Below are 15,783 nucleotides of genomic sequence, written 5' to 3'. Positions count from 1 at the left end.
CTGGTTAGTTTTCGTTTGATGAACCGGTGGTGACTAAGCTTACGCTGTTCAACCCAGCACGGTTTAATTCGCCCATGACGCGCATCATCTGGCCGTAGCTGATCGCGGTATCCCCACGCAGCATGATCTGGCGCGGTTTATCAGGTGTTTCGGCAGCGGCGATTTCGCCCAGTCGTGCGGCAAGGTCAGCGGGCGCAACCTGGGTGCCATCGATGAACGTCACGCCGTCGCGGTCAATGGCGATTTCTATGGGTTCATCCTCTTGATCCAGCGCATTGGCGCGGCTTTCCGGCAACTCGACGGGCACGCCAGTTACCAACAAGGGCGCGGTGACCATGAAGATGATGAGCAGAACGAGCATCACGTCCACGAACGGTGTAACGTTGATGTCCGCCATCGGCGCGCGTCGGCTTCCCCGCCGTCGCCCACGTCCGCCGCCGCTGCTGCCAGATGAAGTGTTCATGGCCATGCTTAAATCTCAAGCTCCAATTCCCGGCTCAACGTCCCATGAAAGCCATCGGCAAAGCGCCCCATGCGCGCTTCATATTGGTTCAGACGGTGGGAGAAGCGGTTATAAGCGATGACCGCTGGAATGGCGGCAAACAGGCCAATGGCGGTGGCAAATAACGCCTCCGCAATCCCCGGCGCGACAACGGCAAGGCTGGAATTTTGCTCTGCCGCAATGGCGGCAAAGCTACGCATGATGCCCCATACGGTGCCGAACAGGCCAATGAACGGCGCAACGGAGCCGGTGGTAGCCAGAAAGTTGAGTCGATTGGCGAGGCGGTCGGCTTCCGCGGCGATTGTGGCATCCATCGCCGTGGCAAGGCGCTCACGCGTTCCGGCGCGGTCAATGTTTTTACCTTTGGTGGACAGTCGCCATTCGGCCATCCCAGCGGCAAAGACCTTCGCCACCGGCAGTTCATTTTGGGCATGTGCTTTTGCAAAAGCCGAAATATCCGAGCTGCCCCAAAATTCACGCTCAAACGCTTCGCTTTTCCGGTTGATACCTGACATCTTCACCATGAAGCTGATGATGATCGTCCACACCCAGACGCTGGACAGCGCCAAGCCGACAATGACAGATTTGACCACCAAGTCGGCGTCCATAAACAAATCAACGGGTGAAAAGCCCATATTTTGGGTGGCGATAAGCAGGCTCATGAATATCCTATTCTGCGGGTCGATTTAGTATTGGCTGGAACGCGGCAACCCAATGCGCAGGTTGTCGGCGGGCCTTGCCGTCGGGTGAAACAAAGGCAGCGGTCACCCGTGCCTCGGTGAGTATTTCGCCGCCGCGTATGACGGTTTGATGAATGTCGCAACTGGCCGCGCGGACGGCCTCAACGGTGCTGACGACCACCAACGCATCGTCAAAAACTGCGGCACGGCGATATTTGACGTGCATTTCGGTCACGGCATAAGCGCCTTGCCCCTCGGCATGAACGGTCCGCTGATCAATGCCGACGCAGGCGAGCATGTCTGAACGCGCCCGTTCCATGAAATGCAGATAGCGCGCATGATAGACCACCCCGGAAAAATCGGTGTCTTCAAAATAGACACGCACGGCAAAATAGTGCCGCGTGCCGTCAAAATGGCCTTGATAGGGTTGAGGCATAGACATTGCGCTTTTTGCTTAACCGTTGTCGAGTCCGGCGGGAAGGGGTTTTAGCGAGTGGACATGCGATTGGTCGTTTGAGAGACTCCATGCAACGTTATGCGTCAAACAATCCATCCTGTGACCCGGCGGGCGGGTTGAGGCCAAGATGTTTCCAGCCCGGCGCATTGAGGCAGCGGCCACGCGCCGTTCGCGCGATCAGGCCCAGTTGCAGCAAATAAGGCTCCACCACATCCTCAATGGTGTCACGCGGCTCGGAAAGGCCGGCGGCCAGCGCCTCCACACCTACAGGTCCGCCACGGTAAATGTCGGCGATCATATAGAGATAACGCCGGTCCATCGCATCAAGGCCAAGCGCATCGACTTCCAACCGGTTGAGCGCGCTATCGGCGATTTTGGCGGTGACAACGGGCTCGCCAGCCACATTGGCAAAATCGCGCACGCGGCGCAGCAGCCGTCCGGCAATACGCGGCGTTCCGCGCGCCCGCTTGGCAATCTCGTTCGCGCCGTCGGGGGCAATGCCCAGGTCCAGCAATCGCGCAGCGCGGGTGACGACCAACTCAAGCTCGGCATGCGTGTAGAAATTCAACCGCACCGGAATGCCAAAGCGGTCCCGCAATGGCGTGGTCAGCAACCCCTGCCGCGTGGTCGCGCCGACAAGCGTAAACGCAGGCAAATCAATCCGCACCGAGCGCGCCGAAGGCCCTTCGCCGATCATGATATCGAGCGCGCGATCCTCCATCGCCGGATAGAGGATTTCCTCAACCACGGGGCTTAGGCGATGGATTTCGTCAATGAACAAAACGTCGCCATCTTCCAAATTGGTCAACAACGCGGCCAAGTCACCGGATTTGGCGATGACAGGGCCGGAGGTGGCGCGAAAACCGACGCCCATTTCCTTTGCCACAATCTGCGCCAGCGTGGTCTTGCCAAGACCCGGCGGGCCAAAGAACAGCACATGGTCCAACGGCTGCGCCCGCCCCTTCGCCGCCTCAATAAACACCCGCAAATTATCGCGCGCTGCCGCCTGTCCGATAAACTCGGCAAGCGTTTTAGGCCGAAGCGCGGCGTCGATGTCCTCGGGCCGTTTGTCAGGCGTGGTGAGGCGGTCGTCGTCAGTCATGCGGACTTCTCACCGTTAGTTTTGGATTGCCCGATTGACCCTGAAACAAGTTCAGGGTGACGAATGTTGCGATGGCATGTGACGGTCATTCTCCCTCCAGCGTCACCCTGAACTTGTTTCACCTTCGGTGACTGTCGTTCCAGGGTCCATTTTGAGGCACTATCCAGCGTGTGAGAGACGAAAAAACCCCATGCGTATATATACTTGCAAGCAAGCATTATGGTTCGCTTTATATCGGTGTCACGTCTGACCTGCTCAAGCGGCTTTCGCAACATCGGGGCGGTGTGACACCCGGGCATGCTTCCAAATATGCGATTTACCGATTGGTGCATTTTGAGGTTTTTGGCGCGATGGAGGCCGCGATTGCGCGCGAAAAGCAATTGAAGAATTGGCATCGGGCGTGGAAAATCAATCTGATTAACGACGCGAATCCGCACTGGATGGATTTGGCTGTCGGGTTGGGTTTGCCACCGGTGGGGAAGGGTTAACCTCCCGATGGACCCTGAAACAAGTTCAGGGTGACGAATGTTGCGATGGCAGGTGATTTTGTGATGACAGGTGATATTGCGATGGCATGTGACAGTCATTCTCCCTCCACCGTCACCCTGAACTTGTTTCAGGGTCCATTTAGAGGCGCCAGACTTACAGGGGCGCGTAGCTGGAGCAGAGAGTAAACTCACCGCGCATCCCCCTTCAACGCCAGCTTTGCGTCTACTGCATGGTGCAAAATGCGCACAATCAGGACCATCTCATCACATTCGTCAATGGCACACAAGTCAGCAACGGCAGCATTCGAAAATGAAACTTTAGCCACGCCTTGCACGCCGTCTGGCGATAATGTTTTCGATAATCGTTTCCGGCTCTTCGTCGGAAATTCCGGAAGCCACGCCTTCCGCAAGCATGGCTTTCACCCATTCAATATCATCGGGCTCAGATTCCTGATCGCGACGTACGAGATCACGCATATAGTCGCTCGCGCTTGAATATCGACCTTCCGTAACGCGGTGGTCGATCCAGCTTTTAAGCGCAGGTGGAATAGATATGTTTAATTGGGCCATAGCATCCTTATACATTTCTGTAGGAATTTGTCTATCACTCACCGCGAAGCCCGCTTCAACGCTAGCCGGACCAATGCATCCAAGGTCGCATCGGGGCCAAGTTCTTCGACGGCTTGCGCGACGGCATTGCCTGCTTCGCCGGGTTTGAAGCCCAGATTGCCGAGCGCCGACATTGCGTCTTGTGCGTGGTTGCCATTTGCGGCGCCGGTGGACATCAGCTTCGCGCCGCCACCGATGCCCGCCAAAGCGCCGACCTTGTCCTTCAATTCATTGACGATGCGGCTGGCAAGCTTTGGCCCGACGCCATTGGCGCGCGCGACCATCGCGGCATCGCCGCTGCCGATTGCGAGGGCCAAGTCCTGCGGTTCAATTGCGGACAATATGGCGAGGCCAACCTTGCCGCCGACGCCCTGCACGCCCGTCAACAGGCGGAACCAGTCGCGTTCTTCGCGGGTGGCAAAGCCGATGAGGCGCATGTCGTTTTCCGACACTTGCATTTCGGTGAAGACGGTCGCGAAATCGTCGGTCTTTCCCAAGGCCGATAGCGTCCGCGCACTGGCCTGCACCAGATAGCCGACGCCGTTGACGTCAATCACCAGATGGTCAACGCCGGTTTCATCAATGCGGCCATACAGCTTTGCAATCATGTTCGCGGGTTAGCCGTTCGATTTCAAATCGGCAAGCAAAAGAGAACATCGCGGGAACAGGGCAGAATTTTTTCACGCAGAGGCGCAAAAGGACGCAGAGGACGCAGAGATTAAAATATGTAATTTTATGGGCAAGATACTCTGCGCTCTCTGCGCCTCTGCGTGCACCCATCAACCGCGCATATGGTGCGCATGGGTGATCGCCACCGCCAACGCATCAGCAGCGTCTGGTCCGGCGAGCTTCAGCCCCGGCAACAGGATGCGCAGCATGGCCTGAACCTGCTCCTTTTCCGCTTTGCCAGTGCCGACGACGGATTTTTTTACGAGCCGCGTGGCATATTCGGTCACGGGTGTGTTGTTGCGCGCCGCCCCCAAAAGCACCACGCCGCGCGCTTGCCCAAGCTTTAGCGTCGATTGCGGGTTTTTGTTGACGAACACCTCTTCGACCGCGGCATAATCCGGGCGAAAATGGTCAAGCACTGCGCTCAATTTTTCATCCAAAAGCACAAGGCGGTTGGCCAATGGCAGCTTGGCGTCGGTTACAATCTCGCCATTGTCGATATGGGAAAGACGATTGCCTTCCTTACGGATAACGCCCCAGCCTGTTGTCCCAAGGCCGGGGTCTAATCCCAATATTATCATGACAATATGATCATCCCAATTTCGCCATGACCTCGTCGGACACATCGTAATTGCCCCATACGGTCTGAACGTCGTCATCGTCCTCCAACGCATCGATCATCTTGAGCAAGGTTGCGGCATTGGCTTCGTCAACTTCGACCAAAAGCTGGGGTTTCCACGCGAGTTTTGCGCTTTCTGCCGCGCCAAGCATGGTTTCAAGTGCTTTGGCCACTTCGTGCAGCGCGTCCATGCTGGTCCAGATGCTGTGTTCGTCTTCGTTCGACTCCACATCTTCGGCCCCGGCTTCCAATGCGGCCTCAAAAACGCTGTCGGCATCACCCGCGCTGGCGGGATAGGTGATCAGGCCCATACGGTCGAACCCATGGCTCACCGCGCCCGAGGCGGCCAAATTGCCGCCATTTTTGCTGAATGCGGTGCGCACATTGGTCGCGGTGCGGTTGCGATTGTCGGTCAGTGCCTCAACGATGATGGAAACGCCGCCGGGGCCATAGCCTTCATAGCGCATTTCATCATAGCTTTCGGCGTCCCCGCCGATTGCCTTGTCGATGGCGCGCTGGATATTATCCTTGGGCACCGACTGTGCCTTGGCGGCATTGACCGCAAGGCGCAGGCGCGGGTTCATGTCCGGATCGGGCATCCCCATCTTCGCCGCCACGGTAATTTCGCGCGAAAGCTTGGAAAATTGCGCCGAACGCTTCTTGTCCTGCGCGCCTTTGCGATGCTGGATATTTTTGAATTTGCTATGGCCTGCCATGGCTCTGCTCTTCTCTGGCTAAAGGATAGGATGCCGCGCCCTTACATCAGGCACGCGCCATTGGGCAAGCCATGTGCTTTAATGCCGCGTCATCCCGGTCTCGGAGGCAGCTACTATGCGCCGCACGCCTTCGGCTCCAGGATGACGAGTCTTTTTTCGCAATTACGTCAGGCGACCATTAGGCCAGACCAAGCGCCGATTTATAGGTATCGAGGATCGCTTCCATTTCCTGACGGTCGTCTTGGCTCATTTTGCGCAAGCGGACGATCTGGCGCATGATTTTTGCGTCATAGCCCTGGCTCTTGGCTTCCGAATATACGTCACGAATGTCGTCGGCGATGCCTTTTTTCTCTTCTTCCAAACGCTCAATACGCTCAATGAACAGACGCAGTTGATCTGCGGCGATATTGCCCTCGGCCATGATATTTCCCCTATGTGTCGAATGGGGCATCACGCCCCGAATCAGAATGGCACCCGCTTAGAACATGAACCCAAGCCCGTCACCCTGAACTCGTTTCAGGGTCTTACTTTTTGCTTCTCAGTAAAGCCTTCGTCCAATCAGGCCGCATTCTTCTTTACGCTTTCTTTCATGCGCTCTAACTGTTCGGGCGTTGCCTCGCTTTGATATTTTTCCTTCCACAGTGCGGCGGGCATGCCGTGGATCAACTCGCGGGCTTGATCCTTCGTCAACTGCCCGTCTGCCTCCATCACCCAATCGGCCAGGCAATTACGGCAAAAGCCCGCAAGGCCCATGAGGTCGATATTCTGCGCATCATGTCGGTGCTGCAAATGCGCGACGAGGCGGCGAAATGCGGCGGCGGCGGCGGAGTCTGAAATGTGCGTTTCCTGTTGCATAGCTATGCGCCCTTTTCGTTACTGACTTGCCTCGTTATGGGGAGGGCGACATTCAAAATCCATATCGCGGAGCCATTTTCATGCAATATCATAAACCCCGCATGCGCAAGGTCCGCATATTGGCAACCTTGGGCCCCGCGAGCGATACGCCCGAGATGATCGAAAAACTGTTCCGCGCTGGCGCCGATGCTTTCCGCATCAACATGAGCCATGGCGATCAGGCCGACAAGGCGCAGTTGATTGCCAATATCCGCGCGCTTGAAAAAGCATATAACCGGCCAACGACGATATTGGTTGACCTGCAAGGTCCGAAATTACGGGTCGGAACCTTTGCCGATGATAAGGTCGAATTGCACACGGGCCACAATTTCCGGCTCGACACGGACAAGACACCGGGCGACGCCCATCGCGTCTATTTGCCGCATCCGGAAATTTTTGCCGCGCTTGACGTCGGCGCACGGCTTTTGCTCGACGATGGCAAGCTGGTCTTGCGCGTCACCGAGATTGGCCCTGAACATATTAACACCAAGGTTGAGGTTGGCGGGACGCTGTCGAACCGCAAGGGGTTGAATGTCCCTGACGTTGTGGTGCCAATCGCTGCGTTGACCGAGAAGGATCGTTCGGACCTTGCCTTTGCGTTGGAGCAAGGCGTTGACTGGATCGCGATGTCGTTCGTTCAGCGGCCTGAGGATGTGGCCGAAGGCAAGAGGCTGATCGGAAAAAAGGCGGCTTTGCTTGCCAAAATCGAAAAACCTGCGGCCATCGGACGGTTGGAAGAAATCCTTGAGCTGGCCGATGGTGTTATGGTTGCACGCGGCGACTTGGGCGTGGAATTGCCGCCGGAACAAGTGCCGCCGCTGCAAAAGAAAATTGTGTCAACCGCACGGCGCATGGGCAAGCCCGTGGTGGTGGCGACGCAAATGTTGGAGTCGATGATCGTTTCGCCATCACCGACACGGGCGGAGGTGTCGGACGTGGCCACCGCGATTTACGATGGCGCGGACGCCGTGATGCTGTCTGCCGAAACCGCAGCGGGGGCGTGGCCGATTGAGGCGGTGTCGATCATGGACCGCATCGCACAACAGGTCGAGGGCGACCCGGACTTCTTTAAACGTATCCATTTCACCGAAACCCCCGCAGACGGCACGACCGCCGACGCCCTGGCCGAGGCCAGCGGGCGTATTGTTGACACCGTCGAAACAAGCGCCATCGTGTGTTTCACATCATCAGGGTCAACCGCACGCCGCATTTCACGCGAGCGTCCTGCTGTGCCATTGTTGGTCCTGACCGCAAGCCAGACGACCGCGCGTCGTTTAGGGTTATTATGGGGCGCTTTTGCCGTGCGCACGCGGGACATTGGCTCGTTCGAAGAAATGGTTGCCAAGGGCAAGCGTATGGCGTTGCGGTACCATTTGGGCGTTGCAGGCGGCCGGATCATCATCATGGCGGGTGTGCCGTTTGGGACGCCGGGGTCAACCAATGTGCTGCATATCGTCCGCCTGACGGGTGACGAGCTGAAGGGGCATTAGGGTCAGGGCAGAAGCAAGCTGCTGTCGCCATAGCTGTAGAAACGATATTCATTGGCGATGGCATGCGCATAAGCCGCCTGCATTGTCTCGCGGCCCATTAATGCGCTGACGAGCATGAACAAAGTCGATTTGGGCAGATGGAAATTGGTCATCAGGCCGCCAATCGCCTTGAAACGATAACCGGGCGTGATGAAAATATCGGTATCGCCTTCAAACGGGTGCACGATGCCCACTTCGTCCGCCGCGCTTTCAACAAGCCGTAGCGACGTTGTGCCGACCGCAATCAACCGCCCGCCATTTGCGCGGATGCTGTTGAGCCGATCCGCGGTTGCGGTATCGATGCTGCCCCATTCGCTGTGCATGCGGTGTTCGGTGGTGTCATCGGCCTTCACCGGCAGGAATGTGCCCGCACCGACATGCAACGTCAGGGTCGCCGTTTCGATGCCCGCTGCGTGCACCGCCTCCATCAATTCTGGCGTAAAATGCAGCGATGCAGTCGGCGCCGCCACCGCGCCATCCTTTTGCGCGAACATCGTTTGATAATCCTGCGCATCGCGCGCGTCGGTTGCGCGCTTACCCGCGATATAGGGCGGCAGAGGCATGGTCCCGGCGCGTTGCAGCAGGATTTCGACCGGCTCATCGCCTTCGAAAAACAAAGTGAAGCTGCCGTCGTCATGACGCTCTTCGGCGATGGCCATGACGCCTTTGCCAAAATCAATCACATCGCCGGGATGCAGGCGTTTGGCGTTGCGGATAAACGCCTGCCAGCGGCGCAGGTCGATCCGTTTGTGCAAGGTCGCGCCGATGGAGGCATCGCCGCGCCGTCCCTGAAGCTGCGCCGGAATGACCCGCGTGTCATTGAAGATCAGGCAATCGCCCTTGCGCAACATCGCCGGCAGGTCGCGTACCCAGCGGTCCGCCAGTGCAGCATCGCCGCCCACGCATAACATACGCGCGGAATCGCGCGGCGAGACGGGACGCAGCGCAATCCGCTCGGGCGGAAGCTCGAAATCAAATAGATCGACGCGCATGGCGGAGTGCTTCGCGCTTATCCAGCGTTCAACTGGTCAACAGTGATGGGGGCTTGCGCTGGCGGCGGCGTAAAAGCAGGCGGCGGTACATTATCGGCCGCGATAGACGCCTGAAGCACCTTGCTCGGGTTCATAGGCGGCTCACCTCGTTCGATGGCGTCGACAAATTGCATGCCTGATGTCACGCGGCCAAACACCGTATATTTGTTATCCAGGCTAAAGCGCGGTTGAAAGCAGATGAAGAATTGGCTGTTCGCGGTGTCAGGCTCGTTCGTCCGCGCCATCGACACCGTCCCGCGCAAATGCGGAATTCTGTTAAATTCGGCCTTGAGGTCGGGAAGTTCCGATCCGCCTTGGCCCGTGCCCTTTGGATCCCCCGTCTGCGCCATGAATCCATCAATCACGCGGTGAAAGATCACGCCGTTATAAAAGCCTTGCCGCGTCAGCGTCTTGATACGCTCGACATGGGCGGGGGCGTCGGTTGGGAACATTTGAATCGTGACCCGTCCGCCGGTGGAAAGATCCAAGACCAACATGTTTTCAAGGTCTGGCGCGGCGGGCGCTGGTGCAGGCGTCTGCGCAAAGGCAGGCGACAAGGCAAAGGCAAAAATGCCGACCAAGAGCAAACTGAGCTTCGAAAATAAGGAGCGTACGGACATTAATGATGTGCCTCTGAAAACCGGATAAGGCCTCTTTAACGAAGCGCGCTGTCGCTGTCATGAACGATTTTTCTGACTGCGACGCAGCGCCTGCCAATGCAAAGGACTACGCGCTAAGGCACTGTTGCGTTAATAACACACCATTGCAACAATATTGTCATCTACACCCAATTTGTTGCGCAAATGCTGGATTTCCGTCAAAGCAACATCAACCCGGAGGGACTTCGTCGCGCTGTGCGTTTACAAAATGCGCGCAGCGATGATGGAAAAGCTGGGGAGTTGAACCGCCACGGGTTGCCGGGAAACCGGCCAAGTTTGGCTTTTTATAAGGGGCTATACCGTGAAAAAGACACGTATCAGCAATTTGAAATATGCAGCGGCACCGCTGGCATTGGGCTTGGCGTTGATCTCAACGCCTTCGTTCGCCCAGGATGCGGCAGCCGAAGAAGAGGCGGCAAGCGAGATCATCGTTACCGGTTCGCTCATCACCAATCCGAACCTAGAGCGTTCGGCTCCGGTGAACGTAACCACCTCCGAAGAAATGGAACTGCTTCAGTCCAACTTGGCCGAAGAAGTTCTGCGTGAAATCCCAGGCGTTGTTGCTTCGATCGGTTCTGCGGTCAATAACGGCAATGCCGGCGCGTCCTTCGTCAACTTGCGCGGCATTGGTTCAAACCGCAACGTCGTCTTGCTAGACGGTGATCGCATCGTCCCTGCCGATTTTGAAGGTCGCGTTGATTTGAACAACATTCCGCTTGCCTTGGTTGAGCGCGTTGACGTTCTCACCGGTGGTGCATCGACCACTTATGGCGCTGACGCCGTTGGTGGTGTTGTTAACTTCATTTTGAAGAATGATTTCTCCGGTTTGGAAGTGCAAGCTTCGCAGCAGCTCACCGAGCAAGGCGACGGCAATGTTTTCCGCGTTGATGCGACAATCGGCGCAAACTTCGATGATGGTCGTGGTAACGCCGTTTTGGGTATCGGTTACCAGCAAGCTGATGCAGTGTATCAAGGTGCGCGCGACATATCGCTCACCACCGTTGACACCTACGCTGGTACGGCGTCGGGTTCGGGCACGGCATTCCCGTCGCGCTTCTCAGGCGGTCGCCTGGTTAGTGGTACGGGCAATGGCGGAACTAACCAGATCAACGATGCTGGTCAGCTCGTTCCAACATTCTCGACGTTTAACTTCAATCCATTTAACGTCTTCCAAACACCGTTCGAACGTTTCAACATGTTCGGTCAGGCACGTTACGAAGTCAGCGATGCGGTCGAAATATATTCACGCGGCCTGTTCTCAAAGAACACTGTCAACACGATCATTGCACCATCGGGTGCGTTTAGCATCGGCGTGAACATTCCATTGAACAACCCGTTCTTGCCAGCCGCTGCACGTAACCAGTTCTGCGCATTCGACGTAAATCCAAGCGCAACAGTATACACCGCTCGCTTTTCGCCTGCGGAGTGCGCTGCAGCAGCAAACGGTGCGCTTCGTCCGGGTGACGCAGCATATCGTGAAATCGGTCTAGGTGGCTTTGTTGCTTTTGACGTTAACGACAACGGCACGATTGAAGCAGGTGAAGGTTATAACCCTAACCCGCAGACAACGTTTGCCCGTCGCGCAATCGAAGCTGGTCCTCGTATTTCGGAATATGTTACGACCGTATTCGATTACCGCTTAGGTGCCCGAGGTTCGATCACCGACTCAATCGACTGGGATATCGCAGGTGCTTATGGCCAAAGTGAAAACATTCAGACGATTAAGGGTTATACCTTAAACTCGCGTTTCCGTCAGTCGCTTCGTGCCGGCGGAACAGCAGCAGCACCCGTCTGCTTCGACACATCCAATGGATGCGTTGCAGCAAATGTGTTCGGTACAATCCAACAGGCAGCTATCCCGTTCTTAGTACAGGAAAGCACCAGCTTTACGAAAACCTCGCTTGCACAAGTCAAGGGAACCATCAGCGGCGATGCGGGCGTTACCAGCCCATTTGCTGAAGACCCCGCGGCATTTGCAGTCGGCGGTGAATATCGTAAATATACTGCCCGTCAGGGCGCTGACGCGCTTGCCAAGGGCGGCGATCTTGGTGGTGCCGGCGGTGCGACCCCGAGTATCGAAGGCGGCTTCGACGTGTATGAAGCCTTTGGCGAAGTTGTTGTGCCACTGGTTAGCGACAAGCCATTCTTCAACAGCCTGACTGTTGAAGGCGGCCTTCGTTATTCGTCTTATGCAGTCGACGCACCAGGTAACCCATCATACAACACCACAACCTTTAAGGCTGGTGGTACTTGGGAACCAGTCGAAGGACTCGCTATCCGTGGTAACTTCGCACGTGCCGTTCGCGCGCCGAACATTAATGAACTGTTCTCACCAGTGAACACGACTCTAACCAATCTTGGCACTGATCCTTGTGCGACGTTGACGACGGCTGGCGCTGTATTGCCAGGACGTCCGGCAGGTGGTCCGACCGGAGAGCTGCGTGCAGTCTGTTTGGCGCAAGGTGCCAATGCGGGCAACATCAACTCGATTCCCCAGCCTAACGCAGGTCAGGTGAACTCGACCGGTGGTGGCAACCTCAACATTAAGCCTGAAAAGTCGGACAGCTACACGATTGGTGCAATATTCCAGCCAGCCTTTATCCCAGGCTTCACTGCATCGATCGATTATTACAATATCAAGGTAACCAAAGCGATTTCGTCCCCGACCCCTGGTGACGTGATTGCGGCTTGCTTTGGATCGAATGTATTCAGTCCAGCGGCTGGCGCATCGACAACTGCTGCGTGTACCAGCATTCGCCGTAGCCCGGCCGATGGCGGCCTGAGCGGCGATCCGAACGTTTTCACTGGCCTGCCTCGGGTTCGGACGAACGCGGGTGCAATTGAAACTGACGGTATCGACTTGATCTTGAACTACAAGACGGATCTTACCGACAATATCGGTTTGGCCTTGTCGTTCAACGGGAACTACACATTCAATAACAAGTTCAACGCGTTTGTGGCAAACCCGGACTCCGTCAATCGTGAATGTACGAGCTATATCAGCTCCAACTGTGGTTCACTGCAGCCAGACTATTCATGGTCGCAGCGGACAACATTGTCGTTTGACAAGATCGACGTGTCGTTATTGTGGCGTCATCTGTCGGCGATGGAGCAAGAGCCATTGGACGTGATTGACGGCGGTGCGTTCTTCAACGGAACCATTGGCGCATCAGTCTTGGGCGTTGGTGGCCAGACGGTTAACTTCGGCAAGATCAAGGCCTATAACTATTTTGATCTGTCAACGCGTCTTAACGCCAGCGAAAATCTGACCATCACCATTTCGGTGCAGAATTTGCTGGATAAGGAACCGCCATTGACCGGTAACAATGCGGGTTCGACAACGTTCAACAGCGGTAACACCTTCCCGTCGACATATGACGCGCTGGGCCGTCGCTATGCTGTAACGGCAAAGCTGCGCTTCTAAGTTGAAGAGCATATACAGAAACAAGGGGGCGGGCAGCAATGTCCGCCCCTTTTGTATCGCCGAACCCAAGATATAAAAGGTCAGGCCAGCATTTGGCCGGCGCGCCGCTTCAAAAGCGCAGCGCATGCTCCAAGGTCAGTGGGATATTGGCAGATTGGGCAACCGCATCGGCCCAAATCAGGACCTTCTCAATTTCGTCGCCATACGCGGTCTGCGCCAATGCATATTCCGCGCGCCGGTTCTCTGTCCGGAAACTGCCGCCCAACTTGCTATGCGTGCCAAACGCAGGATGCGCGTCGTTTGCAGCGGCATGTGCGCCAAGGCCAAAGTGGGAAGCCGCAGCGCATAAAGCCTTGCCGGGATTTGCGGTCAGCCGTTCGCTGTCCAGCGTTGCGATACGTTCGGGTCCGAACTTTCGCGCCATGTGATGAAACAGCTTTTGCTGCGCCAGCCAACCGACCGCGGCAACTTGCAAATCGGTCTGCCGGAAAAAATCACCCGGCTCAAAACCAAGATCGACTATACCGTCTGTTATCTGCCCATCCAACAACTCGCGACACCATAGCCGACACCAAAGCCCCTTGCGGGCCACAGACAGAAGGAATACCGACAGTGGGGCGTGCAGGAGAATGGCTTTGCTCGTTGGCCGCATGGCAAGCGATGCGGGGGCAAGCGCATTGAAGATATTGGACGGCTTCACAACAACCGCCAAATCGTCGCCAAACGGACGCGCGAGCATATCCAGTGCATCGCCCAACCGTTCCGCGACCGCCACGGGTGGTGCACCGCGACGGCGAAAGCCGACAATGTCGTTCAACAAAACGGGTTCCTTCAAACCCATGGACAGCCCCGGCAGATCAAAGCCGTTGGCGAACATGGTCGATGCACAAAAGGCCGAATGCAAAATAAAATGCAGGCTCGCGTTTTCGGCGCGACGCGCTTTGGCTTCGCGTCGTGATAGGACTAGCGGGCATGGTTCCAGCCCGAGATATTCATCGGTTAGGAAGGCGGCGGCATTGTGCGCCGAACGGCTTACAGGACGCAGATGAAAGGCGTCTGCGGACGCGTCGTACCGATGCGCAAGCCATGCGCCGTCATTCCAAATTTCGTGATTATTGTTCGCCATGACGTCATCGACCTTGCCGTTTCTAACGGTAAATGGCAAGCATTCGCCTTATGACCGACACCGCACCACCGGCCGAAGCGGCCCGATTGAACAGCCAAGGCATGCTTGCACTGCGGGCCGGAAGCTTTGCCGAGGCGGAGCGCCTGTTTGTGGCCGCAACCGTGCATGACGCGATGTCGAGCGCGCTTTGGCGAAATGTTGCCACCGCGCGGCGTGCGCAAGGCGATGACAAAGGAGAAATGCAGGCGCTGGATGCGGCAGTTAACATCGACCGCCGGGACTTTATGGGCTGGCTCCGCAAGGCCGAATTGCATGAACGAATAGGTGAAAAGGCGCAAGCGCTGGTCGCGTGGAGCGGCGTGCTCCAAATGGCGGCAGTTGCATCAGACTTACCTCCCGATATTGCCGCAGCACTGCAGAAGGGGCAGGCATTTGTTTCGCAAGCGACGCTCCAGATTGCGGAAGTGGTTAGCGCGGAACTCGCGCCATTATCTGCGGCCATGGATGAAACAGAGCTGCGCCGCAGCAAGGCATTTGTCGATGTAGCCTTGGGCCGCCGACGGACCTATGTGAACGCATGCGAAGGCCTATATTATCCCTTCCTGCCGGCGGATGAATTTTTCGATCGCCATCATTTTCCTTGGATGCCCGCGATTGAAGCTGCGACCGACGAAATACGCACAGAATTGGAGGCGCTGCTGGCCGATCCGGGCGACGCGTTGCGACCTTATGTTAAAATGGATTCGGGCCTCCCTGAAAATAAATGGTCTGCGCTCGACCAGTCCTTGGACTGGGGTGCATGCTTTTTATGGGAATATGGGCAACCCAATCAGGCGGTTTTGGACCGCTGCCCGCACACAGCGGCGGCCTTGGCCAGCTTACCGACCACAACGCTTCCCGGTCGGGCACCCAGTGCGTTTTTCTCCATATTGAAGCCGCATACCCGAATTCCGCCGCATACTGGCGTGACCAATACCCGTGCGATTGTGCATTTACCGCTGATCGTGCCCGAAAATTGCGGCTTTCGTGTTGGCGGCGAAACCCGTGAATGGCACGTGGGGCAGGCTTTTGCCTTTGACGACACCATCGAACATGAAGCGTGGAATGATAGCGATAAGTATCGTGCCGTTCTTATCTTTGATGTGTGGAACCCGCATTTAACTATCGCCGAACAGGACGTCATTACCCGATATTATTCCGCGGCTGACGCAACAGGCTTTGGCTCCTGACCCTGAACTTACGCATTGAGTTACAAGATTTTTTCTTGCTTACTTGCAC

Annotated in this window: 18 protein-coding genes; 4 read left to right on the top strand and 14 right to left on the bottom strand. The window is 56.5% G+C overall.

Annotation, left to right across the window (positions count from 1 at the left end; translation table 11 throughout):
- Nucleotides 1–4: 4 nt before the first annotated feature.
- The 4 genes from tolR to ruvB form a co-directional block, all read right to left on the bottom strand.
- Entirely contained in the window at nt 5–463 is a 459-nt protein-coding gene (gene tolR, locus HEQ18_RS08005; protein ID WP_432814299.1) for a protein TolR, read from the bottom strand.
- 8 nt (nt 464–471) lie between these two features.
- Nucleotides 472–1,164, bottom strand: a complete 693-nt coding sequence (gene tolQ, locus HEQ18_RS08000; RefSeq protein ID WP_397605486.1) for a protein TolQ — start codon at nt 1,162–1,164, stop codon at nt 472–474.
- A gap of 7 nt (nt 1,165–1,171) precedes the next feature.
- The gene (locus HEQ18_RS07995) at nt 1,172–1,624 is read right to left on the bottom strand and encodes a YbgC/FadM family acyl-CoA thioesterase (RefSeq protein WP_432814298.1); all 453 of its coding nucleotides are present in this window, start codon (nt 1,622–1,624) and stop codon (nt 1,172–1,174) included.
- Nucleotides 1,625–1,715: 91 nt separating this feature from the next.
- Nucleotides 1,716–2,741, bottom strand: coding sequence for a Holliday junction branch migration DNA helicase RuvB (gene ruvB / locus HEQ18_RS07990; RefSeq protein WP_432814297.1), 1,026 nt, complete (start codon nt 2,739–2,741; stop codon nt 1,716–1,718).
- A 170-nt stretch (nt 2,742–2,911) separates the two neighbouring features.
- On the opposite strand from ruvB, the gene HEQ18_RS07985 reads away from it, so the two are divergent.
- Nucleotides 2,912–3,229, top strand: coding sequence for a GIY-YIG nuclease family protein (locus HEQ18_RS07985; protein ID WP_432814296.1), 318 nt, complete (start codon nt 2,912–2,914; stop codon nt 3,227–3,229).
- Between the two features lie 188 nt (nt 3,230–3,417).
- Here the strand turns inward: HEQ18_RS07985 and HEQ18_RS07980 are convergent, their stop codons facing one another.
- The 7 genes from HEQ18_RS07980 to HEQ18_RS07950 all read right to left on the bottom strand — a co-directional run bounded on the left by HEQ18_RS07980 (nt 3,418) and on the right by HEQ18_RS07950 (nt 6,697).
- On the bottom strand, nt 3,418–3,555 hold the full coding sequence (locus HEQ18_RS07980) for a hypothetical protein (RefSeq protein WP_397580708.1): 138 nt from the start codon (nt 3,553–3,555) through the stop codon (nt 3,418–3,420).
- The gene (locus tag HEQ18_RS07975) at nt 3,548–3,799 is read right to left on the bottom strand and encodes a type II toxin-antitoxin system ParD family antitoxin (protein ID WP_432814295.1); all 252 of its coding nucleotides are present in this window, start codon (nt 3,797–3,799) and stop codon (nt 3,548–3,550) included. Before HEQ18_RS07975 ends, HEQ18_RS07980 begins: the two co-directional genes overlap by 8 nt.
- Before the next feature lie 38 nt (nt 3,800–3,837).
- Nucleotides 3,838–4,446, bottom strand: a complete 609-nt coding sequence (gene ruvA, locus HEQ18_RS07970; RefSeq protein WP_432814294.1) for a Holliday junction branch migration protein RuvA — start codon at nt 4,444–4,446, stop codon at nt 3,838–3,840.
- 171 nt (nt 4,447–4,617) lie between these two features.
- A complete protein-coding gene (gene ruvC, locus HEQ18_RS07965) occupies nt 4,618–5,088 on the bottom strand; it encodes a crossover junction endodeoxyribonuclease RuvC (RefSeq protein WP_432814293.1) in 471 nt (156 codons plus the stop codon).
- A 10-nt stretch (nt 5,089–5,098) separates the two neighbouring features.
- Nucleotides 5,099–5,842, bottom strand: coding sequence for a YebC/PmpR family DNA-binding transcriptional regulator (locus HEQ18_RS07960; protein ID WP_432814292.1), 744 nt, complete (start codon nt 5,840–5,842; stop codon nt 5,099–5,101).
- A gap of 178 nt (nt 5,843–6,020) precedes the next feature.
- Nucleotides 6,021–6,263 (bottom strand): DUF2312 domain-containing protein, encoded by a 243-nt coding sequence (locus HEQ18_RS07955; protein WP_125229489.1) that lies wholly within the window; start codon nt 6,261–6,263, stop codon nt 6,021–6,023.
- A gap of 137 nt (nt 6,264–6,400) precedes the next feature.
- Nucleotides 6,401–6,697: a DUF1244 domain-containing protein gene (locus HEQ18_RS07950; RefSeq protein WP_432814291.1), complete on the bottom strand. Its 297-nt coding sequence runs from the start codon at nt 6,695–6,697 to the stop codon at nt 6,401–6,403.
- Nucleotides 6,698–6,777: 80 nt separating this feature from the next.
- Between HEQ18_RS07950 and pyk the strand changes: the two genes are divergently transcribed.
- On the top strand, nt 6,778–8,226 hold the full coding sequence (gene pyk / locus HEQ18_RS07945) for a pyruvate kinase (RefSeq protein WP_397605496.1): 1,449 nt from the start codon (nt 6,778–6,780) through the stop codon (nt 8,224–8,226).
- Nucleotides 8,227–8,228: 2 nt separating this feature from the next.
- On the opposite strand, the gene queA is transcribed toward pyk, so the two are convergent.
- Nucleotides 8,229–9,257 carry a tRNA preQ1(34) S-adenosylmethionine ribosyltransferase-isomerase QueA gene (queA, locus tag HEQ18_RS07940; RefSeq protein ID WP_432814290.1) on the bottom strand — a complete coding sequence of 343 codons (1,029 nt, stop codon included), beginning with the start codon at nt 9,255–9,257 and terminating at the stop codon, nt 8,229–8,231.
- A gap of 17 nt (nt 9,258–9,274) precedes the next feature.
- Entirely contained in the window at nt 9,275–9,916 is a 642-nt protein-coding gene (locus HEQ18_RS07935) for a peptidylprolyl isomerase (protein ID WP_432814289.1), read from the bottom strand.
- Nucleotides 9,917–10,256: 340 nt separating this feature from the next.
- On the opposite strand from HEQ18_RS07935, the gene HEQ18_RS07930 reads away from it, so the two are divergent.
- Nucleotides 10,257–13,379, top strand: a complete 3,123-nt coding sequence (locus HEQ18_RS07930) for a TonB-dependent receptor domain-containing protein (protein ID WP_432814288.1) — start codon at nt 10,257–10,259, stop codon at nt 13,377–13,379.
- Between the two features lie 109 nt (nt 13,380–13,488).
- On the opposite strand, the gene HEQ18_RS07925 is transcribed toward HEQ18_RS07930, so the two are convergent.
- Entirely contained in the window at nt 13,489–14,544 is a 1,056-nt protein-coding gene (locus HEQ18_RS07925; RefSeq protein WP_432814287.1) for a hypothetical protein, read from the bottom strand.
- Nucleotides 14,545–14,555: 11 nt separating this feature from the next.
- Here HEQ18_RS07925 and HEQ18_RS07920 point away from each other — a divergent pair, with 11 nt between their 5' ends.
- Complete coding sequence (locus HEQ18_RS07920) at nt 14,556–15,734, top strand: aspartyl/asparaginyl beta-hydroxylase domain-containing protein (protein ID WP_432814286.1); 1,179 nt, start codon at nt 14,556–14,558, stop codon at nt 15,732–15,734.
- Nucleotides 15,735–15,783: the final 49 nt, after the last annotated feature.

This window comes from Sphingorhabdus sp. (assembly GCF_050921905.1).
Classification (GTDB): domain Bacteria; phylum Pseudomonadota; class Alphaproteobacteria; order Sphingomonadales; family Sphingomonadaceae; genus Sphingorhabdus_B.
Note: the sequence above shows the minus strand (reverse complement) of the source record. Positions and strands in the feature narration are given on the sequence as shown.